This is a genomic window from Pseudomonas sp. LB3P25 (assembly GCF_054897985.1).
This window is the reverse complement of the sequence record NZ_CM142711.1, coordinates 554,091-580,370: the sequence shown is the minus strand read 5'-3', so window position 1 is coordinate 580,370 and position 26,280 is coordinate 554,091. Positions and strand designations below refer to the sequence as shown.

Here is a 26,280-nt window from a genome sequence, read left to right as displayed (position 1 = left end):
GGTAGCTCATTTAATGACCAGAAACATGAAGTTCAGCCACAAGATCTTGCTGGCTGCCGCCCTCGTGGTGGCCGTTGCATTCGCTTGTTTCATCCTCTTCAACGACTACCGCCAGCGGCAAACCCTGCGCAGCAGTACCGAATCCTCGATGCAGGAACTCGGCAGCCTGACCACCAGCAACATCCAGACGTGGCTGGAAAGCCGCATTCAGTTGCTGCAATCGCTGTCCCAGCAGATCGCGGTGGACGGCAGCGCCCAGGCCAACCTCAAGCGCGCCATCGACCTGCCCGCCTACACCAGTAATTTTCAGCTGAGCTACTTCGGTGGCACCGACGGCGTGATGTTCTCGGTCCCGGCCGGCAATCGTGCGGCGGATTACGACCCTCGCGCCCGTGGCTGGTACAAGGCGGCCAACAGCGCGCAACAGACCATCGTCACCGAACCTTACATCGCCGCGTCGTCGGGCAAACTGGTGATCACTGTCGCCACGCCTGTGAAATATCAGAGTCAAATGATCGGCGTCGCCGGGGCAGACATTGACCTGTCCAGTGTCAGCGCGATCATCAACTCGCTGAACTTCGGCGGCCACGGCCATGCCTTTATCGTCAGCAGCGAGGGCAAGATCCTGATCCACCCGGACAGCAAACTCGTACTCAAGAGCCTGACCGACGCCTACCCGAACGGCGCGCCGAAAGTCAGTCCGGGCATGAAAGAAGTTGAACTCGACGGCAAGACCCAATTCATCTCCTTTACACACGTCAATGGTGTGCCCTCGGCAGACTGGTACGTGGCGCTGGTGCTGGATCAGGACACCGCGTTCTCGATGCTCAGCGAATTCCGCACCTCGGCGATCATCGCCATGGTCATTGCCGTGGTGATCATCATCGCGTTGCTGGGCATGCTGATCAGCTTCTTGATGCAGCCGCTGTTAACCATGGGCCGCGCCATGCATGACATCGCCGAAGGTGAAGGTGACCTGACCAAACGCCTGACCATCCACGGCCAGGACGAATTCGGTGCCTTGGGCACTTCGTTCAACCGCTTTGTGGAGCGTATTCACACGTCGATTCGCGAGGTGTCCTCGGCCACCGGCCAGGTCAACGAAGTCGCCTTGCGTGTGGTTGCCGCGTCGAACTCGTCGATGTTCAACTCCGACCAGCAAGCCTCGCGCACCAGCAGCGTGGCCGCCGCCATCAACGAACTGGGCGCCGCCGCACAGGAAATTGCTCAGAACGCCGCCCTCGCCTCTCAGCATTCGAGCGATGCTCGCGCATTGGCCGAGGACGGTCAGCAAGTCGTGGATAAAACCATCGCGGCGATGCAGCAGCTCTCGGCGAAGATCAGCGATTCGTGCGGCAACATCGAAACGCTCAACAGCAACACGGTCAACATCGGGCAGATTCTGGAAGTGATCACCAGCATCTCCCAGCAGACCAACCTGCTGGCACTCAACGCCGCCATCGAAGCGGCCCGTGCCGGTGAAGCCGGTCGTGGTTTTGCCGTGGTGGCAGACGAAGTGCGTAACCTCGCGCACCGTACTCAGGATTCGGCGCAGCAAGTGCAGAAGATGATCGAGGAACTGCAAGTCGGCGCCCGGGAAGCCGTGAGCACCATGACCGACAGCCAGCGCCAGAGCGAAAGCAGCGTCGGCATCGCCAACCAGGCGGGCGAACGTCTGGGCAGCGTGACTCAGCGTATTGGTGAGATCGACGGGATGAACCAGTCGGTGGCTACTGCGACGGAAGAGCAGACGGCGGTGGTGGAGTCGATCAATGTCGACATTACCGAAATCAACACGCTGAATCAGGAAGGCGTGGAGAACTTGCAGTCGACCTTGCGCGCGTGTGCGGATCTTGAGCAGCAGGCGGCGCGGTTGAAACAGTTGGTGGGTAGTTTCCGGATCTAAGTGAACTCTCTGGCCCCTTCGCGAGCAGGCACGCTCCCACATTTGATCTGTGTCGTTCACAAATCCCCTGTGGGAGCGAGCCTGCTCGCGAAGGCGGCATCAGCCGCGATGAAGATTTAGAACCTTGAACCAGGTCCCGAAAGAAACTCCAACTCCTCGGCCGTAGACTCCCTTCCCAACACCGCATTGCGATGCGGAAACCGTCCAAACCGCGCAATCACTTTCTGATGCCGCTCGGCATAATCCAGGTTATTGGCAAACACCGCCCGATCAGCCTCAGGCTGCTGCGCCACCAGCTCGATAAACCGCGAAACCGCTTCGTTCTGCACCGCCAGATTCTCGCAGTGCTCAAACACCAGGTAGATGAATACCCGCTGGATCGGCCGTAACTGCCGATCGAAATCCGCAGCGATGCCTTGCGCCACCAGTGCCTGAGCCCTGAGATCGCCTGAAAAGGATTTGGGAGTGTCGCGAAAGATCATTCGCGGAAGTTGGTCGAGTAACAACACCAGAGCCAGCCAACCTTCGGGGCGTTGCGCCCATTCGGTCAATCCGCCGGCCAGTGCCTGCTCGACCCAGTCCCCGAAACGCGTGCGCGCTTCGAGGTCCTGGCTGTCGCGCTTGCCAAACCATAACTTGCCCTTGTCAGCCGCTATTTCGTTGGGGGATTCGAGAGAGCCGAACCACCATTCGAGCAACGGCTGCCAGGGCGCGGTCATGGTTTATTCCTTGTGGTAAGCCGTGACGCGTTCGACTTCTTCTTTCGAACCGAGGAACACCGCGACACGCTGGTGCAAGCCGTCAGGCTTAATGTCGAGGATGCGCTGATGGCCATCGGTGGAAGCACCGCCAGCCTGTTCAACCAGGAACGACATCGGGTTGGCTTCGTACATCAGACGCAACTTGCCCGGCTTGGACGGCTCGCGGCTGTCGCGTGGGTACATGAACAAGCCACCACGGGTCAGGATGCGGTGCACGTCCGCGACCATCGCGGCGACCCAGCGCATGTTGTAGTTCTTTTTCAGCGGACCTTCATCGCCCGCCAGCAATTCGCCGACGTAGCGTTGTACCGGGGCTTCCCAGTGACGCTGGTTGGACGCGTTGATCGCGAATTCCTGAGTGGACTCCGGAATCTTGATGTCTTCATGGGTCAGCACGAAGCTGCCCATTTCACGGTCCAGGGTAAAGCCTTTCACGCCATCACCCAGGGTCAGCACCAGCATGGTCTGCGGGCCGTAGATGGCATAACCGGCGGCTACCTGCTCGGTGCCTGGCTGCAGGAAGGCCTTTTCGTTCAAGGCTTCGTTCTGGCTCAGGTGTTCGTTCGGGCAACGCAGCACCGAGAAGATAGTACCGACCGGTGCGTTGATATCGATGTTCGACGAACCGTCCAGTGGGTCGAATACCAACAGGTAGGCGCCTTTCGGGTATTTGCCCGGGATCTGGTAGGCATTGTCCATTTCTTCGGACGCCATGCCGGCCAGGTGACCGCCCCATTCGTTGGCTTCGAGCAGGATCTCGTTGGAGATCACGTCGAGTTTCTTCTGCACTTCGCCTTGGACGTTTTCGGTGCCCATGCTGCCCAGAACACCACCGAGGGCGCCTTTGGACACGGCGTGGCTGATTTCCTTGCAGGCGCGCGCCACCACTTCGATCAGGAAACGCAGATCGGCAGGGGTGTTGTTGCTACGGGTCTGCTCAATCAAATAGCGACTCAGGGTAACGCGGGACATGGAAGGCTCCGGTGGAATGGGGGGGCTAAAAACCCGCGCAGTTTAACGCGAGTCGGGGCGCATTTCCTCCTATCAGACGTGTTACACCCAATAGAGTTCATGCGCCCGGTTGAGCGTAGTTCGAAACCGGCTTTTTTACCGACCGATAAACCGCCTTCGCGAGCAGGCTCGCTCCCACATTGGAATGCATACATCTGTGGGAGCGGGCTTGCTCGCGAATGGCGCGCAACGCCAGCCATCCTCAGGAATTGGCCGGCGGCTTGCGCAACAGACTGAACGCCATCGCGGCCAGAACCAAAACGCTGAGCAGCAACACCGCCCACAACCCGAACTTCTTCCAGTTTGTATCGATCGTCGCAGCCGTTGTCACGGTCGATACCGGCGTGGCCACCGCCCCGCCCTCCACCGTTGCCTTGCCCAACGTCGCCAACTTTGTAGCGCTGTAATCCGGAATCAACGTCGACAGCGGCAGGTTCGCCGCCTTCACCGTGCCACTTCCCAGCGCGAGCGTATAAGGCCCCGCCCCGCGCGCCAGGAACACCAATTGAATGGAGCGCACGGCGAACCGCACAGTCGGTGCCTCGGCACCCAAACCACCGCCGCGCTCGTCCACCGTCAGCTTCAACTGCTGCACGGTCTGCCCCGACAGCTGCAATTCGTTCTGCACCACGTCCTGGCCACTCTGGGTCAGGCGATAGAGCAAACCACTGCTCAGCGGTTGCCATGGCAGGCTGCTTTCCCGACGACCGGACAAGGTCACGGGCGCCAAACTGTTGGGCTGGCTCAACTCGACCTGCAAGCGCTCGACATTCAGCCCCATGGGTAATTGCCAGGTGTATTCCCCGGCCTTCACGCTGTTGCCGGCCAGCGGTTGCGACCAGACCAACGGTAGCGGCAGGCTGCGGGTCTTGGCGCTTTGCAGTTGCGCCGAGGTCAACGTCGGTGCCGATTGCGGCGTACTCCATAGCAATCGCAGATAACGGGCCGACTGACCCGGCAGGGCGACTTCATGTTGCTCGACCCGCTCGTCGGCGAACGTCAGGCGTGCCACCTGCCCTTCGCCCCACGACTGCCAATGCTGCAGGTCGTCGCTGGCTTCGATGGTGAAACGCTGGAAACCATCGCGTTCGCTGGTCCAGTCGAGGATCAACTGCTGCAACGGTGCTTTGATGGCGCTGGCGTCAAGCAACCAGCCACGCAGCATTTCTTCGCCCACCTCCAACTGACTGGACGGCTGCACTTCGACCAGCGTGCCGTTGGCGCTCGATTGCACCCGCACGCTCGGTGCGTGCTCGGTGGAGTCCGCCGAGTTGTATAGCGGGAACCACTTCACGTCGGTCAGGGTACGGTTTTCGCTGGTCTGCGCTGGCGCGCGAGCCAAGGAATACGCCTGAGCCTCACCGCCGGCATTGAACACGCGCACATCGCTGAGATCGGTTTGCCGCGCATTCAATTGCACGCTCAACGGCAATTCGAGGCGATACCACGGACCTTCGCCGCTGACCGACAACGGCACCTGCGTGGCAAAGTCCGCCAATTTTTCCTGAGCACTGGCCGACAGCGCCACACCCAGCGCAACAGCGCCCAACCAGACAAGGTTCAGCTTCTGACTCAAGACGACACTCCTTCGGTTTGCGGGGCCGGTTTTTCAGCCTCCGCCACAGCATCAAAGCGCTTGGGCGGCAACGGGGCGAAATAACCCACCACCAACAGCAACACGCCAACGCCGATAAACGACACGATCCGGGCCAGCCCGCCGCGGTTACTCAATTCGACAAAGAACAGTTTGGCCACCACCACACCGATCAGCGCCGCGCCGATCAGCCAGACTTCGCGGCGATGACGCAGATGGCCGCCGATCATCAGACTCAGGGCCATCAAGGTCCAGACGATGGACAGACCGGCCTGCACCCGCATGGATTCGAGCAACGCATCCAGTTCGAACGGCACACCGCCCCAATGGTGAGCAGTGCGCATCACCAGCGCAGTAAAGAACACAAACAGCGAGGCGCCAGCGATCAGTTGCGTGGCCTGATCCAAGTAGTCCTTGCGAATCGCCAGTTGTGTCACGGCGCTGCGGGACCACAAGTAGACGCCGAACAGCGCAAACAGCAGACCCAACTCCAGCGGGTTGATCAGCGGCACGTAAGGCAACGGCTCGGCGGTGCCGTCGCTGACGACGTTCGCCAGCCAAAACCAGCCGAGCATCAGCAACGCCAGCGGTGCCGCCGCATATACACGGTATTCGCGTGAATAAGCCGACACCGGCCATGGCCAGGCACGGGTTGCCGACATCAGCACCAAATACAAGCTCGGCAGAATTGCCCAACCCAACCAGCGCCAGGCGTTGTACTGCTCGGACAACAGCAACAGGCCGTAACGCAGCTCCAGGGCCAACACACCGATCAACAGCCAGCAGCCGAGCACATGGGCGGTACTGAGGGCGCGCGCCGGCAGCATCGGCGCCAGACGCCGCAGAGAGATGAAGTGCACAACGAACACGGCCGCCCAGACCAGCCAACCGACGTTGGCTGCCGGGTGATATCGCGAGTGCCACGCAGCCAGTAATACCAAACCGGCAGCAGGCATCAGCAAGGTGCAGAGCAAGCCTAGCGACGGCCATTTCAGGCGCAGCGCCAACACCGTCCACAGCGCAACGCTCACTGCCGCGACCGCCAGCAACAACGTCGCTTGCAGATTGAACGGTGCGAAGCGCAGCACTTCACTGACCCACGCCAGCGCCCACCAAGCCGCGCCCCACACCAGCAACACTTCGGACAAACGCTGCAAACTCAGTACATCGAAGGCCGAGGCATGGTTGCCGAGCTGCAAGCGCCAGGCGCCAACCATCGCAGCCAAACCCAACACCAGCGGCGTCCAGAAACCGCTGTGAGCCAGAGGCTTCAATCCTTCGTTCGCAAGCGGTCCGAGTAAATCAGGCCCGGCCATCAGGAACGCCGCGCCGCCAATCACCTGCAACAGCAAACCGAAGACAAAACTCACGCGCTGCTTCAGGTACAGACTGAGCCAGATGATGAACAAACCGCTGGCCGCCCATACCGCACTCGCCGTTTGCCAAGGCAGGACGAACAGCACCGCCAGATTGATCAACACCAGACCGGCGAACAGCACCACTGACAAGCCGCGCAGCAATCGCACGTCGCTTCGGACCATCTCATCGCGCGCCGCCAACAACATGCCAGCGATCAGCGCCAGACCGATCAACGATGCGCTCAGCAGACCACTCCAACCCGCACTGAACACGGCGCCGGACTCACCGCTCGAACCCTGTAGCCGCAGCAGGAACAACGCACCGCCGAGCAACTGCACGGCGAATGTAGTGAACAGGAAGGTGCGCGATTGCAGACGCAGGCCAACAAACAAAGTCGCCAACCCCGCCAGCGCCCAACTGATCGTCGTTCCGTGAGTGAAGAAGAACAACGGCGCCAGCAGATAGAGAAAGGTCAGACCGAGACAAGCCAACACCGGCAGCCCTTTGCGCTCCCATTCCGATGTCTGCTCGGGCAAGGCTTTGCGCAACTGGTAGAAGCTGAACAACAGCGCCACGCCGAGCATCAACGCACCGAGCGGCGCACCGTCGAGCAGGCTGCTTTCACCGATCCGCAATTCGCTGAGGAAGGCCAGCGCCGAGCCCAGTTGCAGCAGCAAGGCAAAGGCTCGGGCCAGCGGTCGTTGCTGATGCAGGCCCAGCCAGAAGATGCCGGCGCCTTCAACGGCCCAGGCAGCAGCGGTCCAACGCGCATCGAGCCCCAACGGAATCGCCAGGCTGGCGAAGATCACCCCCAGCGCCAGACAGGTTTCCGCCAACAGCAACGCTCGTCCGCCCATCAGCAGCCGCGCCAGGCCCATGTAAATCATGCCCAACGCCAACGCGCTGAAGGCTGCGGCGAGTTCCAAGTGCTGGACCAACGCGAACTGCAAGCCGAAGCCCACCAACGGAGGACCGAACAGCATTGTGCCGTCGACGTAATCGCCCTTGCGCGTCGACCAGCGCAGCAGCGCTTCACGACTGTCGTCCTCGGGTGCGTCGCTCATTTCCAGCAACTTGCGCCGGGCGAACAGCAGACCGATGGCCAGGTACATCAGGAAAAACACAATCAGGAACGGCTCGGTGCTCCACAACAACTCCGGCGTGTAGGAGCGCAGGCCCCAGGCGAATCCGATGCCGAAGGTGCCGACGAAGCCGATCAGGTTGAGCAGCCGCCAGGCCTTGAACCAGGCGATGGCGAGGATGCCCGCGTTGAGCAAGGCGAAGTAGCTGAACAGCGCGACATGGTTGCCGGCGCCGGTGGAGGTCAGGATCGGCGCCGCGAAACCACCGAGTGCCGCAGCGGCAGCCAGGCCCAAGGCATCCTGGGTGATGGCAAGAATCGCCGAGAACACCGTCACCGCAACCAGCAGGCCTAACGCCGCCGTAGGATCGAGCAGCGGATGCAGGCGCATCGCGGCAAACACGGTCAGGTACAACACCGCGATCCCGGTGCCCTGCAACATCAACGCGTAATTGCTGTTGCGTGTTCTAAGCCACCAACCCAGCCCCAGAAGACCCAATGCCGCCGCCGCAACACCGGCGTAACGCAACTCGATCGGCACCACCATGCCTTCGGTGGCGTAACGCAACAGGAAGGCCAAGCCGAGAAACAACAGCACCACACCGACCCGCAGCACGGTGTTGCCGCCGAACAGCCAGTTGCGCGCGCCACTGATGGCGCGGTCGATGAAGTTCGGGCCACGCGGGATGGCGGGTTGTTGCGGCTCGCGGGTGACCGGTTCGGGTTTCCAGGGATCGACGGGCACTGGACGGCTGCTTTCGGCGGCGGCCGCGGTGATCGGTTCGAGTTCGGGGGGGAGTTCCCAGATCAGCTCCGGGGCCTCGACAGGGATTTCGTCGAGAATGAATTCAGGAGGTGCAGCGGCTTCGCTGACAACTGGCTCACTGGTATGCGGCGCTTTGACGCCTGACACCTCCAGCAATGCCAGACGTTGCTCGACCGCATTCAGCGCCACCTGCGCCTGTTCAAGCAGCCGGCGCTGCTCGACAGCCTGTGAACCCAAGCGGCCTATGCGAATGGCCTGGCCAATACCCAACCCGAGTAGCGCGCCCAACAGCGCATCGCTGAACGACTCGTCGAGTACCCAACCCAGCACCAAGCCAATCAGCATGAAGATCCATTGCATGGTCGATATCCCTAAGCGCAGTGGCCAATCCAAGAAGATTAGCGCAGCCCGTACAGCAAAGATCGCAGCCTTCGGCAACTCCTACACCGACCGCGTTCACCCAATGTTAGGTGAACGCTGGCTGTAGGAGCTGCCAAAGGCTGCGATCTTTTCCGGGGCGCCAGTATATCGATCCGAGCGGAGGCTTACTCCAACGCTTTCCAGATATCCGTGGCGTACTCGCGAATGGTCCGGTCGGACGAGAACCAGCCCATCCGGGAAGTGCTCAACACTGCCGAACGCCACCATTCTTTCGAATCGTGCCAATGGGCTTCAACGCGCATCTGCGCCTCCCAGTAAGAGTCGAAATCGGCGCAGACCAGGAAGCGATCGTAGTCGATCAGCGAATCGATCAATCCTGCGTAACGGGAAGGATCATCCGGAGAGAACACCCCGCCGCGAATCGCTTGCAGCACGTCATTCAGACGGTGGGATGCCGCAATGTCCGGCGTCGCGTTGAACTCATGGTTCTGCTTGCGCGCTTCAACCTGCTGAGCGCTGAGGCCGAAGATGAACATGTGCTCGACGCCGATGCGCTCGCACATTTCCACGTTGGCCCCGTCCAGGGTGCCGATGGTCAGCGCGCCGTTCAGGCCGAACTTCATGTTGCTGGTGCCCGAAGCCTCGAAGCCTGCGGTGGAAATCTGCTCCGACAAATCCGCTGCCGGGATGATGCTTTCCGCCAGACTGACGTTGTAGTTGGGCAAGAACACCACTTTCAACAAACCGCGCACCGTCGGATCGTTGTTCACCACTCGGGCGATGTCATTGGTCAGTTTAATGATCAGTTTGGCCTGGTGATAACTGGCCGCCGCCTTGCCGGCGAAGATCTTCACCCGCGGCACCCAGTCGATTTCCGGCTCGGCGCGAATCGCCTGATACAGCGCGACGGTGTGCAACAGGTTGAGCAGCTGCCGTTTGTATTCGTGGATCCGTTTGACCTGCACGTCGAACATCGCTGCCGGGTTGACCGCAACGCCAAGTCGCTCATGAATGATGTACGCCAGGGCTTTTTTGCTGTGCAGGCGCTGCTCGGCGAACGCCTTGCGGAACGCGGTTTTCTCGGCGAACGGTTCCAGGTCGAGCAAACGCTCTTCGGGGTTGTCCAGCAGATCCGGGCCGAGCGCGTCGACCATCATCGAGGTCAGCTCGGGGTTGGCCTGGTAGAGCCAGCGGCGGAAGGTGATGCCGTTGGTCTTGTTGTTGATCCTCTCCGGGTAGAGGTTGTGCAGTTCGGAGAACACGGTTTTGCGCATCAACTGCGTGTGCAACGCGGACACGCCATTGACACTGTGGGAGCCGAGGAACGCGAGGTTGCCCATACGCACGCGACGGCCGTTGTCTTCCTCAATCAGCGACACCGCGCGCAGGACCTCGAAGTCATGGATACCCTTGGCCCGCAGCGAATCGATGTGCTGGGCGTTGATCAAGTAAATGATCTGCATGTGCCGCGGCAACATCCGCTCCATCAAACCGACCGGCCAGGTTTCCAGCGCTTCCGGCAGCAGCGTGTGGTTGGTGTAGGACAGCGTGTCGACGGTGACTTGCCACGCCGCATCCCACGCGACGTCGTAAACGTCGACCAGCTGACGCATCAGTTCGGCCACGGCTATCGAAGGGTGGGTGTCGTTGAGCTGGATCGCAGCATGATCGCCCAGGGTCAGGACCGAGGTGTGCATGTTGCGATGGCGGCGCAGCAAGTCCTGCAAGGACGCGGCGACGAAGAAATACTCCTGACGCAGGCGCAGCTCCTGGCCGGCTTCGGTGCTGTCCGCCGGGTAAAGCACACGAGAAATACTTTCAGCCCGGGCGACTTCTGCCACGGCGCCCAAGTGGTCGCCGGCGTTGAAGCGTTCCAGGTGCAAATCTTCCATGGCCCGGGCGCGCCACAGGCGCAGCGTGTTGACGCTCGCCCCGCGCCAGCCGACGACCGGCGTGTCATACGCAATCGCGCGAACGGTTTCCGCTGGCGTCCAGACTTGCTTGGACTTGCCCATTTCGTCGGTGACGGTTTCGACACTGCCGCCAAAGCCGATCGGGTAAACGACCTCTGGTCGCTCGAACTCCCAAGGGTTACCGAAATCCAGCCAGTGTTCGGTCTGTTCCTGCTGCCAGCCGTCGACGATGGCCTGGCGGAACAAGCCGTGTTCATAACGAATGCCGTAACCGTGGCCGGCGATTCCGAGGGTCGACATGCTTTCCATGAAGCACGCGGCCAGACGACCGAGGCCGCCGTTGCCCAGCGCCGCATCGGGTTCCAGCAGGCGGATGCGTTCAAGGTCGACGCCGAGCTCCGTCAGGGCCTCGCGGGCCACGTCCAGCAGGCCGAGGTTACTCAGGCTGTCGTAGAGCAGACGGCCGATCAGAAATTCGAGAGAGAGGTAATACACCCGCTTTTGACCTTTGCGGTAGATCTGCCGGGTGTGATCCATCCAGTGCTCGACCATGTGATCGCGCGCCGCCAGGGCAATGGCTTCGAACCAGTCGTGGTCGAAGGCGTGATCCGGGTCTTTGCCCACCGCGTAGGTGAGTTTGGTCAAGACGGCGTCGCGGAATGCGGCCACCTCTGCTTCGCGAACAAGTGGTTCTTGAGTCATCGATAGGACCTCGAGCGAGCTTGGAATTGTCTGAGCCTAGACGGTCTGACAGGCCGTTGGAACTCTGGTTCGGCAGTTTTTCCTGATAGTGCAAGATAGGTCGACATTACAACGTCATGTGCCGGAAAGAATGCAGGGCCCGTGCCGGAATACAGGTGTTATTGGGCGGCACACGAAAAAATCTGGCGAAAGGTTGTTCAAAAATCCACCAGTCCCGGTATGATCGCGCGCCCTGATGCACGCTGGTAACAACCGATGATGAAGTCCAACCTGATCGCCGCCGCGGAGATCGATCGCCTCGATACCTGGGCCAAGTACTCTGCCCCGATGTGTGGTTCGTGTGTTTCCAGCTGCTGCACCCTGCCGGTCGAGGTCAAGATCAAGGATCTGATCCGTATCGGCATCGTCGATGAATTCGAGCGCGGCGAGCCGCCAAAGAACATCGCCAAGCGTTTGCAGAAGGAAGGGATCGTCGAGCGTTACAACCAGAAGTCCGAGATCTTCACCCTCCAGCGCATGAGCAACAACGATTGCCTGTACCTGGATCGTAAGAGCCGTCTGTGCACTATTTATGAAAAGCGCCCGGATACTTGCCGTAATCACCCGAAAATCGGGCCGCGGCCGGGGTATTGCGCGTATAAGCCGAAAGAAGTGGCGCGTGAGACCAGCGCCAGCCGTCGCACCCTCGAGAAGTTCTGATCCGGAATCTCAATGCCTGACAGGGCCCCTTCGCGAGCAGGCTCGCTCCCACATTGAAATGCGTTCACCTGTGGGAGCGAGCCTGCTCGCGAAGGGGCCGGAACAAACACCGCACAAACCCCAGACAAACAAAAACGCCCCCGACCTTGCGGTCGGGGGCGTTTTTTTAAGCGCTAACTAAGTCGAAACTCAGTTACCGGCTTTCTTGGCAGCGCGGGTACGCTCGCTTTCGCCCAGGATCTTCTTACGAAGACGGATGGACTTAGGAGTGACTTCGCACAGTTCGTCTTCTTGCACGAACTCAAGAGCTTGTTCCAGAGTGAAACGGATAGGCGGAACCAGAGCGATGGTTTCGTCTTTACCCGAAGCACGCATGTTGTCGAGCTTCTTGCCTTTGGTTGGGTTGACGCCCAGATCGTTGTCGCGGCTGTTGATGCCGACGATTTGACCTTCGTATACGTCTTCACCGTGACCCAGGAACAGTTTGCCGCGAGCTTGCAGGGTTTCCAGCGAGTAAGTCAGCGCCTTACCGGTAGCCACCGAAACCAGCACGCCGTTCTGACGGCCGGACATGTCGCCGGACTTCATCACGTCGTAACGGTCGAAGATCGAGGTCAGGATGCCTGCACCGGAGGTCAGGGTCAGGAACTCGTTACGGAAACCGATCAAGCCACGAGCCGGGATGTTGTACTCAAGGCGCACACGGCCCTTGCCATCCGGAACCATGTTGGTCAGGTCGCCTTTACGGATACCGATCTGTTCCATGATCGAACCTTGCGATTCTTCTGGCAGGTCGATGGTCACGTTTTCGTACGGTTCGTGCTTCACGCCGTCAACCATGCGGATGATCACTTCCGGACGACCAACACCCATTTCGAAGCCTTCGCGACGCATGGTTTCGATCAGTACCGAGAGGTGCAACTCACCACGGCCGGAGACTTTGAACTTGTCGGCGGTGTCGCCTTCTTCAACGCGCAGAGCAACGTTGTAGAGCAGTTCTTTGTCCAGACGTTCCTTGATGTTACGGCTAGTAACGAACTTGCCTTCACGACCGCAGAACGGCGAGTCGTTAACCTGGAAGGTCATGGAAACGGTTGGTTCGTCAACGGTCAGCGGCTTCATCGCTTCGACGTTCAGTGGGTCGCACAGAGTGTCGGAGATGAACAGCTGGTCGAAGCCGCTGATGCAGACGATGTCGCCGGCAGCTGCTTCGTCAACGTCGATACGGTGCAGACCGTGGTGCCCCATCAGCTTCAGGATACGACCGTTACGGCGCTTGCCGTCGGCGTCGATAGCCACAACTTGAGTGTTCGGCTTGACGCGACCACGGGCGATACGGCCAACGCCGATAACACCCAGGAAGCTGTTGTAGTCCAGTGCCGAGATTTGCATCTGGAACGGACCGTCACGGTCAACTTTTGGAGCCGGAACGTGGTCAATGATCGCCTGGTACAGCGGGGTCATGTCTTCAGCCATGTCGGTGTGTTCCAGACCGGCAATGCCGTTCAGGGCCGAGGCGTAGACGACTTTGAAGTCCAGCTGTTCTTCGGTAGCACCCAGGTTGTCGAACAGGTCGAAGATCTGGTCCAGAACCCAGTCCGGACGCGCGCCTGGACGGTCAACCTTGTTGATGACCACGATTGGACGCAGGCCGGCTTCGAAAGCCTTCTTGGTCACGAAACGGGTTTGCGGCATAGGGCCGTCTTGAGCGTCAACCAGCAGCAGAACGGAGTCAACCATCGACATTACGCGTTCAACTTCGCCGCCGAAGTCGGCGTGGCCCGGGGTGTCCACGATGTTGATGTGGTGGCCGTTCCAGTTGATGGCGGTGTTTTTCGCCAGAATGGTAATACCGCGCTCTTTCTCCTGGTCGTTGGAGTCCATCACGCGCTCGTCGTTGAGCTCGTTGCGCTCCAGGGTGCCGGATTGACGCAAGAGTTTGTCTACCAGGGTGGTCTTACCATGGTCAACGTGAGCAATGATGGCGATGTTGCGTAGATTTTCGATCACTTGTGTATCTCGATCAGAGGATTCGGTGTGCTGACAAGTCTTGGCAGCGATTAACAGTAGAGTCCGGCAAAGCCGTTACAGCTTGACGGCGGCGTCGGGGGGCCGGTGACGCAGGCCACAGGCAAACAGCCCCGGGCACTTAGCTCGGTCGATAAACGCGCACATTGGCATGCCCCTCACTGAGCAAATGGTGGGCATGCAGGCGACTCATCACGCCTTTGTCGCAATACAGCAGGTACTGGCGAGTAGGGTCCAGTTCCTTGAAACGAGCGTTCAATGCATAAAACGGCATCGCTTGTACCTCAATGCCAACGAGGCCCAGCGGGTCGTCTTCAGCGGCATCCGGGTGACGGATGTCGATGACGATCTGACCAGCCAGCGCTTCGCTGACTTCTTCGATCTGCAAGTCCTGGCCCAATTCGTCGATCACGCGATCGATCGGCACCAGTTTGGCGTTCTCGAGCGCACGCTCAAGTACTGCCATGTCGAACTGTTGTTCTTCGTACTCCACGCGCGGACGCTTGGCGTGGGTCTTGGGGTTCACCGAGATGACCCCGCAGTATTCCGGCATGTGCTTGGCGAAGTCGGCAGTACCGATTTCGTTGGCCAGGTCGATGATGTCCTGCTTGTGACTGGCGATCAGCGGACGCAAGACCAGCTTGTCGGTCACGCAGTCGATCACGGACAGGTTCGGCAGCGTCTGGCTCGACACCTGGGAAATCGCTTCGCCGGTGACCAGCGCATCGATGTCCAGCCGATCGGCAATACGGGAAGCAGCGCGCAACATCATACGCTTCAAAACTACGCCCATATGACTGTTATCGACTTTACCGAGAATTTCTCCCAGTACTTCCTCGAACGGCACACTCACAAATAACACGCGTTGGGAGCTGCCGTACTTCTTCCAGATGAAGTGCGCGACTTCCATAACGCCCAGTTCATGGGCTCGTCCGCCCAGATTGAAGAAGCAGAAATGGCTCATCAGCCCGCGGCGCATGATCTGGTAAGCGGCGACGGTGGAATCGAAGCCACCGGACATCAGCACAAGCGTCTGTTCCAGGGCACCCAGCGGATAACCGCCGATGCTGTTGTGCTGGCTGTGGATCACGAACAACCGTTTGTCGCGAATTTCGATTCGAACTTCGATTTCCGGGTCTTTCAGCGAGATTCCGGCGGCGCCGCACTGACGACGCAGTTGGCTGCCGACGTATTTCTCGACGTCCATCGAGCTGAATTCATGCTTGCCGGCACGCTTGCAACGCACCGAAAAGATCTTCCCGGCCAACGCATCACCGAAGTGCTGCTTGCACTTGGCGACGATGTCGTCGAAGTCACCCAACGGGTATTCGTCGACTTGCAGGAAATGCGCGATGCCCGGCATGCAGCTCAGACGGTCGGTCATCTCCTTCAGGGCTTTGGGCTCGCTGACGCGGGTTTCCAGCTCGAGATTGTCCCACACACCGTTCACCACCACAGCCGGGTCCAGATCGCGGAGCACGGTACGGATGTTTTTGGCCAACTGGCGGATGAAACGCATCCGTACCGGGCGGCTCTTGATGGTGATCTCGGGGAAGACTTTTACGATTAGTTTCATGAAAACAGCGCGCGCTGGGCCAGCCGAAAAAGGGGGGCGCGGATTATAGCGGAAATTGCTCAAGGTTTAACCAGTTAATGTGCAGAAGGTTTTGCGCGCACCAAAACAGGTCATTTACTCAAATTCACGCTACATTACGGGGCGCTATTTCCAGCATTGCTCCGCTTTGTACCTTTATAAGCGTGAAATTGGCGCAAAAAACCCATGGTGGGGCACTGGCATGCAATTTGCTCCCTTGTGAGGCAGGTTGCCTTGGCAGAGTATTCGCGCCGGCATCACCCACATTCTAAGGGCATCCACTACTAAGCCCGAAGCCACCCGGAGGACACTATGTCGAAGTCGGTTCAACTCATCAAAGATCATGACGTCAAGTGGATTGATCTGCGCTTCACGGACACCAAAGGCACTCAGCACCACGTGACCATGCCGGCTCGCGACGCGCTGGATGAAGCTTTCTTCGAAGAAGGCAAAATGTTCGACGGTTCCTCCATCGCTGGCTGGAAAGGCATCGAAGCCTCCGACATGATCCTGATGCCGGACGATTCCACTGCCGTTCTCGACCCGTTCACCGAAGAGCCAACCCTGATCCTGGTTTGCGACGTGATCGAGCCTTCGACCATGCAAGGCTACGACCGTGACCCACGTGCGATCGCCAAGCGTGCCGAGGAATACCTGAAGTCGACCGGTATCGGCGACACCGTATTTGTTGGCCCAGAGCCCGAATTCTTCATCTTCGACGAAGTGAAGTTCAAGTCCGACATCTCCGGCTCCATGTTCAAAATCCACTCCGAACAAGGTTCGTGGATGTCCGACCAGGACGTGGAAGGCGGCAACAAAGGCCACCGTCCAGGCGTCAAAGGCGGCTACTTCCCGGTTCCGCCGTTCGACCACGACCACGAAATCCGTACCTCCATGTGCAACGCCATGGAAGAAATGGGCCTGGTCATCGAAGTTCACCACCACGAAGTGGCCACTGCCGGCCAGAACGAAATCGGTGTGAAGTTCAACACCCTGGTGGCCAAGGCTGACGAAGTTCAGACCCTGAAGTACTGCGTACACAACGTTGCTGATGCATACGGTCGCACCGCGACCTTCATGCCTAAGCCGCTGTACGGCGACAACGGTTCGGGTATGCACGTTCACCTGTCCATCGCCAAAGATGGCAAGAACACCTTCGCTGGCGAAGGCTATGCCGGCCTGTCCGACACCGCTCTGTACTTCATCGGCGGCATCATCAAGCACGGTAAGGCGCTGAACGGCTTCACCAACCCGTCGACCAACTCCTACAAGCGTCTGGTCCCAGGTTTCGAAGCTCCAGTAATGCTGGCCTACTCGGCTCGCAACCGTTCCGCTTCGATCCGTATTCCTTACGTGTCCAGCCCTCGCGCTCGCCGTATCGAAGCCCGCTTCCCGGATCCGGCAGCCAACCCATACCTGGCCTTCGCTGCCCTGGTAATGGCTGGCCTCGACGGCATCCAGAACAAGATCCACCCTGGCGATGCTGCTGACAAAAACCTGTACGACCTGCCGCCTGAAGAGGCGAAAGAGATCCCACAAGTTTGCGGCAGCCTGAAAGAAGCCCTGGAAGAGCTGGACAAAGGTCGTGCGTTCCTGACCAAAGGCGGCGTTTTCAGCGACGACTTCATCGATGCTTACATCGCCCTGAAAAGCGAAGAAGAAATCAAAGTACGTACCTTCGTACACCCACTGGAATACGAGCTGTACTACAGCTGCTGATCCGGTAGCACCTGCGCAAGCGGCGTGACAAAAAAGAGGCCTCCTTCGCAGGCTGTGTGAAAACGCACTGATGGTGGTTCCAAGCAAACGCCCCGACTTGTTCGGGGCGTTTGCTTTTGTGCAGACAGCAGGCGAAAAAGGCTTTTCAGCCCATCAACGCCATCAGTTGGCGCGCGCCGAGCACGTTAATTGCTCGTTTCAGGTTGTAGGCGTTCACTGCCAAGGCCATTTCGGCTCTTGTACCCTCAAGCTGTCGCAGCAGGAAGCGAGCATTGCCAAACAACCACTGCTTAAGGTTGCCGAACGGATGCTCAACGATGGATCTTCGAGCGGTCATCATTTCTGGATGCGCCAGCATTCGCTGCTCCATTCGTTCGAAAGCCTCTTCATGAGCATGGCGTGTGACATAGCGGCGCTGGGCCTCAGTACATTGCGCTTTCAGCGGACAGGCGGCGCAGTCGCTAACCGCCGCCTGATAGATGCGATCCCCCTTACTGATCTGCTTGAGTGTCAGCCATTTGCCGGCAGGACATTGATATCGATCCTGCGCTGCATCGTAGGTAAACACTGTTCGATCGAAGAACGCCTGCTCCTTACCGCAGGAGTTACTTGACCGATTCGGCGGTACATAAACCGTGATGTTCTCATCCTCACAAGCCTGGAACTGCCTGCCATTCGAGTAGCCCGCATCGGCAGTGACCGTCAGTTCATCTTGCTGCAGTTGTTCCTTGGCGGCCTTGGCCATCGGCTCAAGTTGCTTGCGATCATCACTGTCCTGAGTGACTTCATGATGCAGAATCAGGCAATGCTCAGCGTCCACGGCGGTTTGCACGTTGTACGCAACCCGCGGCCCTTTGTGCGTTCGCATCATTCGGGCATCGCTTTCGTGGGTATTGAATTGCTCAAGCTCCATTGATTTCATCAGTGCCTGGCACGTCAGGTTATTGGAGTGCCTGAGTTCAAGTTGCGCCAAAGCCGTCTTGACCGCACTGCGATCAACCACCTCATTGGCTTCGTTTTTATCCGCCTCATCCAACTCGGCCAAATACTGAGCGATGCGTTTATCCAGCTTCTGCTCCTGGTGCTTGAGCCGCTTCAAATTCATATGACGCCGCGAGGAAGCAACCGCCTGAAACTTGCTGCCATCGATGGCCACCAGCTCGCCGGCGATGAGACCCACCGTGCGGCAAAACTGGACGAAGGCACGACAGGTCGCGATAAAGGCAGCTTTGTTGTTCTTGCGAAAGTCGGCAATGGTCTTGAAGTCGGGTTTGAGCCGGTTGATCAACCACATCACTTCGATGTTGCGCTGGCACTCGGCTTCGAGACGCCGCGATGAGCGAATCCGCTGGAAATAGCCATAGAGGAACAGCTTGAGCTGATCGGCGGGATCGTAAGAGGGGCGCCCGGTACCTTTTGATAAGGCTTTATCAAAACCCAAGCGCACAAGATCAAGCTTGGCGACGTAGGTGTCGATCACACGAACGAGGTGATCCTCGGGGATCAACTCTTCCAGCGAGACCGGGAACAGGCTGGTCTGGCTGCGGGACTGTCCTTGGATGTAGGCCATAACGAAAAATGCTCCGTATCTTTCGATACGGAGCATTTTCTTTGAGCTCCGCGCAGATTGCTAGGTTTTCACACAGTCTGTTCGGGAGGCCTTTTTTGTGGCTGCTGTAATTTGAATATGGATGCAGACTTCAAGATCCACCCCTCACCCCAACCCTCTCCCCAGAGGGGCGAGGGGAAAGGGGGCCGATCTTCATGCTTTTCAAATTCTGAGTTCAACTCGGACTCTCAGCTCGAAGTATTTAGAGCAAACAACTCGGTCAGCCCCCTCTACCCTCTGGGGAGAGGGGTGGATTTCGAAACCGACAAATTTCATCGCCAAATGTTAACAACTTGGGTCAACCACCGCCCCTGACCTATGCTGAACCTCAACGCTTTCGCTTCTGGTCGATTTTATGGGTCGTGGTTTTCTACTGATGTTGCTGTTGATCGCCCTGCCCGCCGCCGCGCAGATCTATAAGTACACCGACGCCGACGGCAACACCGCCTACAGCAATCAACCGCCCGATGGCGTGAAGGCTCAGCCGGTCGAGTTGCCACCGCTTAACAGGGTTGAACCCCAAGCCCCTTCTGCGCCACCTGTCGAAGCCACCAGCCGCGAACAGCCGCACAGCGCTTACGAGGTGCTGGAGCTGACCAACTTACCCACTACCGAAGCACTGCGCGCCAACAACGGCACCTTCACCGTCAACGTGCTGATCAAACCCCGCCTGCAAGGCCCGCATTTATTCAGGCTGTTGCTGGACGATCAACCTTACGGCCAGCCGAGTAACGTGCCGATCCTGCAACTGGTGAACGTCGATCGCGGCACACACAGCCTCGCGGTGCAGGTGATCGATGGAGAGAACATCGTGCAACAAAGCCCCACCGTGACGTTCACCGTACAACGGGTGCATAAGCCGTGAGGCTGTGGTTGCTGATCGCATGTTTGATCGCCCTGCCGGTGACGGCCGAGGTGTTCACCTACGTCGACGCCCAGGGCAATCGGGTCTACACCGACCAGCCGGGCTCCGGCAACGCCAAGCGCGTGCCGCTGGCAACGAGCAATCGCATGTCCGCCAACCCTGGCGGCGCAGCACCGGTGATGGCTGGAAAGAAGACCGAAAAACCACTGTTCCACTACGACATGCTGAGAGTCCTGGTGCCGGAGCCAGACGCCACGGTGCGCAGCAGCGCTGGCGAGATTATCGTCAGCGTTACCAGCGAACCCAGCCTGCAGCGAGGCCATCGCTACCAACTGCTGCTCGACGGCCAACCTACCGCAGATCCCGGCCTGAGCCCGGTGTTCGCCCTGAGCAACATTGATCGCGGCAGCCATAACCTCTCCGTGGAAATCCTCGACGAGCAGGGCCGCACGGTCGAGCGCACAGCCAACCAGCCGTTCCACATGCTGCGCATCTCCCTCGCGCAGAAGCGTCAGGTCAAACCCTGCGCCCTCCCCGATTACGGCCAACGGCCGGAATGCCCGCTCAAAGACAAACCCATAGAAGAAAAAAATCCCTTCCTGCGCTTCTTCTAACGCCGTTCAGCTTTGCGCACTATATTGGTGCAATAGGCTGCACCGTACCCACATCTCAACCCATTTTGGTTCGAAAGTACCCGTCAAAGCTGGCAGAACGCCACGCAAACGAGCGTCAAACGCCCGTTTCAGGCCTTAAACGCTTCTTTTCGGAGCCTTGGTTTGGTTTTTGCATTTTCCTCGTATCAGCGCTTTATTCATGCGCGCGCCCTGCTCCAAAAGAGGTCCTGATGACCATTAGCGACGCACTGCATCGATTGCTACTCGACAACCTGACCACCGCCACCATTCTGCTCGACGCCGAACTGCGCCTCGAGTACATGAACCCGGCGGCGGAGATGCTCCTGGCCATCAGTGGTCAGCGCAGCCATGGGCAGTTCATCAGTGAGTTGTTCACCGAATCTACCGAAGCGCTGAACTCCCTGCGCCAGGCGGTCGAGCAGGCGCACCCCTTCACCAAGCGCGAAGCGATGCTCACCGCCCTCACCGGCCAGACGCTGACCGTCGACTACGCGGTAACACCGATCCTGGCCAACGGCGCCACGATGTTGCTGCTGGAAGTCCACCCCCGTGACCGCTTGTTGCGGATCACCAAGGAAGAGGCGCAGTTGTCGAAGCAGGAAACCAGCAAGATGCTGGTGCGCGGCCTCGCTCACGAAATCAAGAATCCTCTCGGCGGAATACGCGGCGCGGCGCAATTGCTCGCCCGAGAACTGCCGGAAGAAAGCCTGCGCGACTACACCAACGTGATCATTGAAGAGGCCGACCGCCTGCGCAATCTGGTCGATCGCATGCTCGGCTCCAACAAACTGCCGTCGTTGGCCATGTGCAACGTCCACGAAGTGCTCGAACGCGTTTGTCATCTGGTGGAGGCCGAAAGTCAGGGCTGCATCACGTTGGTGCGCGACTACGACCCAAGCATTCCCGACGTGTTGATCGACCGCGAACAAATGATTCAGGCCGTGCTGAACATCGTGCGCAATGCGATGCAGGCCATCAGTAGCCAGAACGAGCTGCGCCTTGGCCGCATCAGCCTGCGCACCCGCGCCATGCGCCAGTTCACCATCGGCCACGTGCGTCATCGCCTGGTGACCAAGATCGAAATCATCGACAACGGCCCGGGCATTCCCGCGGAGTTGCAGGAAACCATCTTCTTTCCCATGGTCAGCGGCCGTCCGGACGGTACCGGGCTGGGCCTGGCCATTACCCAGAACATCATCAGCCAGCACCAGGGCCTGATCGAATGTGACAGCCATCCAGGCCACACCACCTTCTCGATCTTTCTGCCACTGGAACAAGGAGCCACATCGACATGAGCCGTAGTGAAACCGTGTGGATCGTCGATGACGACCGTTCTATCCGTTGGGTCCTGGAAAAAGCCTTGCAACAAGAAGGCATGACCACGCAAAGCTTCGACAGCGCCGATGGCGTGATGAGCCGCCTGGCGCGCCAGCAGCCGGACGTGATCATCTCCGACATCCGCATGCCGGGTGCCAGCGGTCTGGACCTTCTGGCACGGATTCGCGAACAACACCCACGGCTGCCGGTCATCATCATGACCGCTCACTCCGATCTGGACAGCGCTGTCGCGTCCTATCAGGGCGGCGCGTTTGAATACCTGCCAAAACCGTTCGACGTTGACGAAGCGGTGTCGCTGGTCAAACGCGCGAACCAGCACGCCCAGGAACAGCAAGGCCTGGAAGTCCCGGTCGCCTTGACCCGCACCCCGGAAATCATCGGTGAAGCGCCGGCGATGCAGGAAGTGTTTCGCGCCATCGGGCGCTTGAGCCACTCCAACATTACTGTGCTGATCAACGGCGAATCCGGTACCGGTAAAGAGTTGGTGGCACACGCGCTGCACCGTCACAGTCCGCGTGCGGCTTCGCCGTTCATTGCGCTGAACATGGCGGCGATCCCGAAAGACCTGATGGAATCCGAGCTGTTCGGCCATGAGAAAGGCGCGTTCACCGGCGCGGCCAACCTGCGTCGCGGGCGCTTTGAACAGGCTGACGGCGGCACGCTGTTCCTCGATGAAATCGGCGACATGCCGGCAGACACCCAGACTCGTTTGCTGCGGGTGTTGGCGGACGGCGAGTTCTACCGCGTCGGTGGCCATGTGCCGGTGAAGGTCGATGTGCGAATCATCGCCGCAACTCACCAGAATCTGGAAACCCTGGTGCACGCCGGGAAATTCCGTGAGGACTTGTTCCACCGCCTCAACGTGATCCGCATCCACATTCCACGGTTGTCGGACCGTCGCGAAGACATCCCGACCCTGGCCAAGCACTTCCTCAGCCGTGCTGCGCAAGAACTGGCGGTGGAACCGAAGCTGCTGAAAAGCGAAACCGAGGAATACCTGAAGAACCTGCCGTGGGGCGGCAACGTGCGTCAGCTGGAGAACACCTGCCGCTGGATCACGGTAATGGCTTCGGGTCGCGAAGTGCACATCAGCGACCTGCCGCCGGAGCTGCTGAACCTGCCGCAGGATTCGGCGCCAGTGACTAACTGGGAGCAAGCGCTGCGTCAGTGGGCCGATCAGGCGCTGGCCCGTGGTCAGTCAAGCCTGCTGGACAGCGCTGTACCGGCGTTCGAGCGGATCATGATCGAAACTGCCCTCAAACACACCGCCGGCCGCCGCCGCGATGCCGCGGTTTTGCTGGGCTGGGGGCGTAATACCCTGACGCGCAAGATCAAGGAATTGGGGATGAAGGTTGATGGTGGGGATGATGATGAGGGGGATGAGGGTTAATCGACCTTCAGATCTTCGCTGACTGTTACAGCCATTCGCGAGCAGGCTCGCTCCCACAGGGCTCATCGGTTTCACGCAATCGTGAGCCACCGAAAATCCACTGTGGGAGCGAGCCTGCTCGCGAAGGGGCCGTCACATCCAACATACATATTGACTGACATATCGCTTTCGCGAGCAGGCTCGCTCCCACATTTCGAGCCCTGTGCACCGCCGCAATGCACCGTGAACCGCAATCGCGCACGGCATCTGCTCTGAAATCCTCGATTCATCAGCTACAAAACCCGAATAGCAAAAACACAAAAGCCCCGTATTACGGGGCTTTCAGCGCTTCCTGGAGGGTTTGTGTATCAACCTGTCAAAACCTGGCACGCCCCCTGCAATAGTCCATTCAGTGAATCAGTTCACTACCCAGTTTCGGGGACCTTGGTACAGGCAGGCCGGGGATTCCCCTCTTTACATCGGGCTCACACCGCACTAGCGACGAGCCCAAGCAGTTTTGGGGCCCTTGATACAGGCAGGTCAGGGGTTCCTTCTTTACACCGGGCTTTCGTCGCAATGCGCGAGCCCTGCCGTTTTGGGAACCTTGGTACAGGCAGGCCGGGGATTCCCTCTTTTATTGCTCTCGGAGATGGATCTCCAGCCGCCAGCGGTCATCGACCTCGCTACCGGCCCACTCGCCCTGCAGTGGCCGAGCCGCCACCACCGTCAGCAACAATCCCCCATCACTCAAACGTACCCGCCAGTTCACGCTCTTGTCGTTGATTTTGAGCTGACCTTTCTGCGCCTTGCCTTCAGCCTCGAACAACAGCGCGAGGCTACCGTCGACGAACTCGCCGTGGGCCTTGGGTTCGTTGTTGAACCACACCACCAACCCATCGTTCGTCACCTCAACCTGCTGCAATTCGCTGGGGTCAGGGGTGGTCAGGCGACCGATCATCAGCCCTACCATCACCCCGACAATCGCCAGCGAAACCATCACTCGCGGGAATAGCTTCGAACGCGGGTCAGCTTCAGGCGTAGAATGCCGCTCATCTTTACCTTCGGAGCCGTGCATGTTTCACGTCATCCTTTTCCAACCAGAAATTCCGCCGAATACCGGCAACGTTATCAGGCTGTGCGCCAACAGTGGCTGCCACCTGCATTTGATCGAACCGCTGGGCTTCGAGATGGACGACAAGCGTCTGCGCCGGGCCGGCCTCGATTACCACGAGTATGCCACCCTGCAACGCCACGCAGACCTCGCCAGCTGTCTGGAAAGCCTCGGTCATCCTCGGCTGTTCGCCTTCACCACCAAGGGCTCGCGGCCGTTCCACGATGCCAGCTTCGCCGAGGGCGATGCGTTCCTGTTCGGCCCGGAAAGCCGTGGTTTGCCGGCGGAAGTGCTCGATGCCCTGCCCGGCGAACAGCGCCTGCGCCTGCCGATGCGCGAAGGTTGCCGCAGCCTGAACCTGTCGAACACCGTGGCGGTTGCCGTGTACGAAGGCTGGCGCCAACTCGGGTTCAAATAACACCACAAACAAATGTGGGAGCGAGCCTGCTCGCGAAAGCGGTGTGTCAGTCGACATTGACGTCTCTGACACTCCCATTCGCGAGCAGGCTCGCTCCCACATTGAATTTGCTTTGGTGCTTAAAACTGCTTATTGAACGGTCGGGGTTTCGCCCGCGGCCTGCATGCGTTGCAATTCTTGTGCGTACAGCGCGTCGAAGTTCACCGGAGCCAGCATCAGGGCCGGGAACGAGCCACGGGTGACCAGGCTGTCCAGGGTTTCGCGAGCGTACGGGAACAGGATGTTCGGGCAGAACGCCCCGAGGGTGTGGCTCATCGAAGCGTCGTCGAGGTTCTTGATCAGGAAGATCCCGGCCTGTTGCACTTCAGCAATGAACGCCACTTCGTCGCCGTTCTTCACGGTAACGGACAGGGTCAGTACGACTTCGTGGAAGTCACCTTCCAGGGCCTTTTGACGGGTGTTCAGATCCAGACCGACGCTCGGCTCCCACTGCTGGCGGAAGATGGCCGGGCTTTTCGGGGCTTCGAAGGACAAGTCACGTACGTAGATGCGCTGCAAGGAGAATTGCGGTGCGGTTTCTTCTTCGCTAGCTGCAGTGTTCTGTTGGTCAGTCATCTCAGATCCTTTCTGATCTTGGGGTCTTATAGGGAAGGCATTCAGGCCTTGAGCATCGCGTCGAGCTTACCGGCGCGCTCAAGGGCAAACAAATCATCACAACCACCCACGTGGGTGCTGCCGATCCAGATCTGCGGCACGGACGTACGTCCGGCCTTCTGAGCCATGGCGGCACGCACCTGCGGCTTGCCATCGACCTTGATCTCTTCGAAGGCCACGCCTTTGTTCTCGAGCAGGTATTTGGCTCGCGAACAGTAAGGGCAGTAATCGCTGGAATAGACGACGACGTTGCTCATATCACTTCACCAGCGGAAGGTTGTCGCCTTTCCAGCTGGAAATACCGCCGGAGAGCTTAGCGGCGGTGAAGCCGGACTTCATCAGTTCGCGGGCATGAGTGCCGGCAGTCTGGCCCACGGCGTCGACCAGGATGATGGTCTTGGCCTTGTGCTTTTCCAATTCGCCGACGCGAGCGGTCAGTTTGTCGTGAGGAATGTTCAACGCGCCAACGATGTGACCGGCGGCGAAATCCTTGGTCGAACGAATGTCGATCACCACGCCAGCATCTTTGTTGACCAGCCCGGTCAGTTCACCGGTGCTCAGGCTGCGGCCGCCGCCTTGCATCTGATAAGCGATCAGCAACGCCAGCAGTACGACGAAGATACCGACGAGCAGATAGTGGTTAGTGGCAAATTCAATCAGGTGAGCAACCATCGAAGGAGGTTCCAGGGCGTTAAAATGTCGGCCAGTATACACAGCCACTATGGTGGGCCAAACCCCGTCCGGCGGTGACGCCGTCGGAACTTAGC

Annotated in this window: 20 protein-coding genes and 1 pseudogene; 9 read left to right on the top strand and 12 right to left on the bottom strand. The window is 59.2% G+C overall.

Features of this window, described 5'->3' with window-relative positions; translation table 11 throughout:
* Positions 1-13: 13 nt before the first annotated feature.
* Together ACYZTW_RS02610 and ACYZTW_RS02605 are read left to right on the top strand one after the other, a co-directional pair.
* Positions 14-1,048, top strand: a pseudogene (locus ACYZTW_RS02610) (HAMP domain-containing protein); the annotation flags it as partial.
* A gap of 93 nt (positions 1,049-1,141) precedes the next feature.
* Entirely contained in the window at positions 1,142-1,906 is a 765-nt protein-coding gene (locus ACYZTW_RS02605) for a methyl-accepting chemotaxis protein (protein ID WP_370694726.1), read from the top strand.
* Between the two features lie 116 nt (positions 1,907-2,022).
* Here the strand turns inward: ACYZTW_RS02605 and ACYZTW_RS02600 are convergent, their stop codons facing one another.
* The 5 genes from ACYZTW_RS02600 to ACYZTW_RS02580 all read right to left on the bottom strand — a co-directional run bounded on the left by ACYZTW_RS02600 (position 2,023) and on the right by ACYZTW_RS02580 (position 11,474).
* Positions 2,023-2,625, bottom strand: a complete 603-nt coding sequence (locus ACYZTW_RS02600; protein WP_462003617.1) for a DUF924 family protein — start codon at positions 2,623-2,625, stop codon at positions 2,023-2,025.
* A 3-nt stretch (positions 2,626-2,628) separates the two neighbouring features.
* Positions 2,629-3,639, bottom strand: a complete 1,011-nt coding sequence (locus ACYZTW_RS02595) for a class 1 fructose-bisphosphatase (RefSeq protein WP_462003616.1) — start codon at positions 3,637-3,639, stop codon at positions 2,629-2,631.
* A gap of 241 nt (positions 3,640-3,880) precedes the next feature.
* Positions 3,881-5,254, bottom strand: a complete 1,374-nt coding sequence (locus ACYZTW_RS02590; protein WP_462003615.1) for a DUF3999 domain-containing protein — start codon at positions 5,252-5,254, stop codon at positions 3,881-3,883.
* On the bottom strand, positions 5,251-8,838 hold the full coding sequence (locus ACYZTW_RS02585) for a DUF2339 domain-containing protein (RefSeq protein ID WP_462003614.1): 3,588 nt from the start codon (positions 8,836-8,838) through the stop codon (positions 5,251-5,253). The genes ACYZTW_RS02590 and ACYZTW_RS02585 overlap by 4 nt, the downstream gene beginning before the upstream one ends.
* 185 nt (positions 8,839-9,023) lie before the next feature.
* Entirely contained in the window at positions 9,024-11,474 is a 2,451-nt protein-coding gene (locus tag ACYZTW_RS02580; RefSeq protein WP_462003613.1) for a glycogen/starch/alpha-glucan phosphorylase, read from the bottom strand.
* 255 nt (positions 11,475-11,729) lie between these two features.
* Between ACYZTW_RS02580 and ACYZTW_RS02575 the strand changes: the two genes are divergently transcribed.
* Positions 11,730-12,173, top strand: coding sequence for a YkgJ family cysteine cluster protein (locus ACYZTW_RS02575; RefSeq protein WP_123366988.1), 444 nt, complete (start codon positions 11,730-11,732; stop codon positions 12,171-12,173).
* 189 nt (positions 12,174-12,362) lie between these two features.
* On the opposite strand, the gene typA is transcribed toward ACYZTW_RS02575, so the two are convergent.
* Entirely contained in the window at positions 12,363-14,183 is a 1,821-nt protein-coding gene (gene typA, locus ACYZTW_RS02570; RefSeq protein WP_033055293.1) for a translational GTPase TypA, read from the bottom strand.
* Positions 14,184-14,322: 139 nt separating this feature from the next.
* On the bottom strand, positions 14,323-15,777 hold the full coding sequence (gene thiI / locus ACYZTW_RS02565) for a tRNA uracil 4-sulfurtransferase ThiI (protein WP_462003612.1): 1,455 nt from the start codon (positions 15,775-15,777) through the stop codon (positions 14,323-14,325).
* Between the two features lie 330 nt (positions 15,778-16,107).
* On the opposite strand from thiI, the gene glnA reads away from it, so the two are divergent.
* Positions 16,108-17,514, top strand: a complete 1,407-nt coding sequence (gene glnA, locus ACYZTW_RS02560) for a glutamate--ammonia ligase (RefSeq protein WP_415772798.1) — start codon at positions 16,108-16,110, stop codon at positions 17,512-17,514.
* A 145-nt stretch (positions 17,515-17,659) separates the two neighbouring features.
* Here glnA and ACYZTW_RS02555 read toward each other — a convergent pair whose 3' ends face one another.
* Entirely contained in the window at positions 17,660-19,084 is a 1,425-nt protein-coding gene (locus ACYZTW_RS02555; protein WP_462002779.1) for an IS1182 family transposase, read from the bottom strand.
* A gap of 394 nt (positions 19,085-19,478) precedes the next feature.
* On the opposite strand from ACYZTW_RS02555, the gene ACYZTW_RS02550 reads away from it, so the two are divergent.
* The 4 genes from ACYZTW_RS02550 to ntrC all read left to right on the top strand — a co-directional run bounded on the left by ACYZTW_RS02550 (position 19,479) and on the right by ntrC (position 23,351).
* Positions 19,479-19,988 carry a DUF4124 domain-containing protein gene (locus ACYZTW_RS02550; protein ID WP_462003611.1) on the top strand — a complete coding sequence of 170 codons (510 nt, stop codon included), beginning with the start codon at positions 19,479-19,481 and terminating at the stop codon, positions 19,986-19,988.
* Complete coding sequence (locus ACYZTW_RS02545; RefSeq protein WP_462003610.1) at positions 19,985-20,602, top strand: DUF4124 domain-containing protein; 618 nt, start codon at positions 19,985-19,987, stop codon at positions 20,600-20,602. The genes ACYZTW_RS02550 and ACYZTW_RS02545 overlap by 4 nt, the downstream gene beginning before the upstream one ends.
* 230 nt (positions 20,603-20,832) lie before the next feature.
* Entirely contained in the window at positions 20,833-21,918 is a 1,086-nt protein-coding gene (gene glnL / locus ACYZTW_RS02540) for a nitrogen regulation protein NR(II) (RefSeq protein WP_008024908.1), read from the top strand.
* Positions 21,915-23,351, top strand: coding sequence for a nitrogen regulation protein NR(I) (ntrC, locus tag ACYZTW_RS02535; RefSeq protein ID WP_008149434.1), 1,437 nt, complete (start codon positions 21,915-21,917; stop codon positions 23,349-23,351). Before glnL ends, ntrC begins: the two co-directional genes overlap by 4 nt.
* Before the next feature lie 613 nt (positions 23,352-23,964).
* On the opposite strand, the gene ACYZTW_RS02530 is transcribed toward ntrC, so the two are convergent.
* Positions 23,965-24,405: a hypothetical protein gene (locus ACYZTW_RS02530; protein WP_462003609.1), complete on the bottom strand. Its 441-nt coding sequence runs from the start codon at positions 24,403-24,405 to the stop codon at positions 23,965-23,967.
* On the opposite strand from ACYZTW_RS02530, the gene ACYZTW_RS02525 reads away from it, so the two are divergent.
* On the top strand, positions 24,404-24,859 hold the full coding sequence (locus tag ACYZTW_RS02525) for a tRNA (cytidine(34)-2'-O)-methyltransferase (protein ID WP_007949025.1): 456 nt from the start codon (positions 24,404-24,406) through the stop codon (positions 24,857-24,859). The genes ACYZTW_RS02530 and ACYZTW_RS02525 overlap by 2 nt on opposite strands.
* A 129-nt stretch (positions 24,860-24,988) precedes the next feature.
* On the opposite strand, the gene secB is transcribed toward ACYZTW_RS02525, so the two are convergent.
* From secB to ACYZTW_RS02510, 3 genes are read right to left on the bottom strand one after another with little or no spacing between them, the layout of a single operon-like run.
* The gene (gene secB / locus ACYZTW_RS02520; protein WP_007949026.1) at positions 24,989-25,474 is read right to left on the bottom strand and encodes a protein-export chaperone SecB; all 486 of its coding nucleotides are present in this window, start codon (positions 25,472-25,474) and stop codon (positions 24,989-24,991) included.
* 41 nt (positions 25,475-25,515) lie between these two features.
* A complete protein-coding gene (grxC, locus tag ACYZTW_RS02515) occupies positions 25,516-25,770 on the bottom strand; it encodes a glutaredoxin 3 (protein ID WP_008149430.1) in 255 nt (84 codons plus the stop codon).
* A gap of 1 nt (position 25,771) precedes the next feature.
* Positions 25,772-26,185 (bottom strand): rhodanese-like domain-containing protein, encoded by a 414-nt coding sequence (locus tag ACYZTW_RS02510; protein ID WP_462003608.1) that lies wholly within the window; start codon positions 26,183-26,185, stop codon positions 25,772-25,774.
* Between the last annotated feature and the right edge of the window lie 95 nt (positions 26,186-26,280).

What these genes read in the sequence shown, in the direction of transcription:
- ACYZTW_RS02605 (WP_370694726.1), top strand. Translation starts at nt 1,142, where the DNA reads ATGTTCAACTCCGACCAGCAAGCCTCGCGCACCAGCAGCGTGGCCGCC.
- ACYZTW_RS02600 (WP_462003617.1), bottom strand. Translation starts at nt 2,625, where the DNA reads ATGACCGCGCCCTGGCAGCCGTTGCTCGAATGGTGGTTCGGCTCTCTC.
- ACYZTW_RS02595 (WP_462003616.1), bottom strand. Translation starts at nt 3,639, where the DNA reads ATGTCCCGCGTTACCCTGAGTCGCTATTTGATTGAGCAGACCCGTAGC.
- ACYZTW_RS02585 (WP_462003614.1), bottom strand. Translation starts at nt 8,838, where the DNA reads ATGCAATGGATCTTCATGCTGATTGGCTTGGTGCTGGGTTGGGTACTC.
- ACYZTW_RS02580 (WP_462003613.1), bottom strand. Translation starts at nt 11,474, where the DNA reads ATGACTCAAGAACCACTTGTTCGCGAAGCAGAGGTGGCCGCATTCCGC.
- ACYZTW_RS02575 (WP_123366988.1), top strand. Translation starts at nt 11,730, where the DNA reads ATGATGAAGTCCAACCTGATCGCCGCCGCGGAGATCGATCGCCTCGAT.
- thiI (WP_462003612.1), bottom strand. Translation starts at nt 15,777, where the DNA reads ATGAAACTAATCGTAAAAGTCTTCCCCGAGATCACCATCAAGAGCCGC.
- glnA (WP_415772798.1), top strand. Translation starts at nt 16,108, where the DNA reads ATGTCGAAGTCGGTTCAACTCATCAAAGATCATGACGTCAAGTGGATT.
- ACYZTW_RS02555 (WP_462002779.1), bottom strand. Translation starts at nt 19,084, where the DNA reads ATGGCCTACATCCAAGGACAGTCCCGCAGCCAGACCAGCCTGTTCCCG.
- ACYZTW_RS02550 (WP_462003611.1), top strand. Translation starts at nt 19,479, where the DNA reads ATGGGTCGTGGTTTTCTACTGATGTTGCTGTTGATCGCCCTGCCCGCC.
- glnL (WP_008024908.1), top strand. Translation starts at nt 20,833, where the DNA reads ATGACCATTAGCGACGCACTGCATCGATTGCTACTCGACAACCTGACC.
- ntrC (WP_008149434.1), top strand. Translation starts at nt 21,915, where the DNA reads ATGAGCCGTAGTGAAACCGTGTGGATCGTCGATGACGACCGTTCTATC.
- ACYZTW_RS02525 (WP_007949025.1), top strand. Translation starts at nt 24,404, where the DNA reads ATGTTTCACGTCATCCTTTTCCAACCAGAAATTCCGCCGAATACCGGC.
- ACYZTW_RS02530 (WP_462003609.1), bottom strand. Translation starts at nt 24,405, where the DNA reads ATGCACGGCTCCGAAGGTAAAGATGAGCGGCATTCTACGCCTGAAGCT.
- secB (WP_007949026.1), bottom strand. Translation starts at nt 25,474, where the DNA reads ATGACTGACCAACAGAACACTGCAGCTAGCGAAGAAGAAACCGCACCG.
- grxC (WP_008149430.1), bottom strand. Translation starts at nt 25,770, where the DNA reads ATGAGCAACGTCGTCGTCTATTCCAGCGATTACTGCCCTTACTGTTCG.
- ACYZTW_RS02510 (WP_462003608.1), bottom strand. Translation starts at nt 26,185, where the DNA reads ATGGTTGCTCACCTGATTGAATTTGCCACTAACCACTATCTGCTCGTC.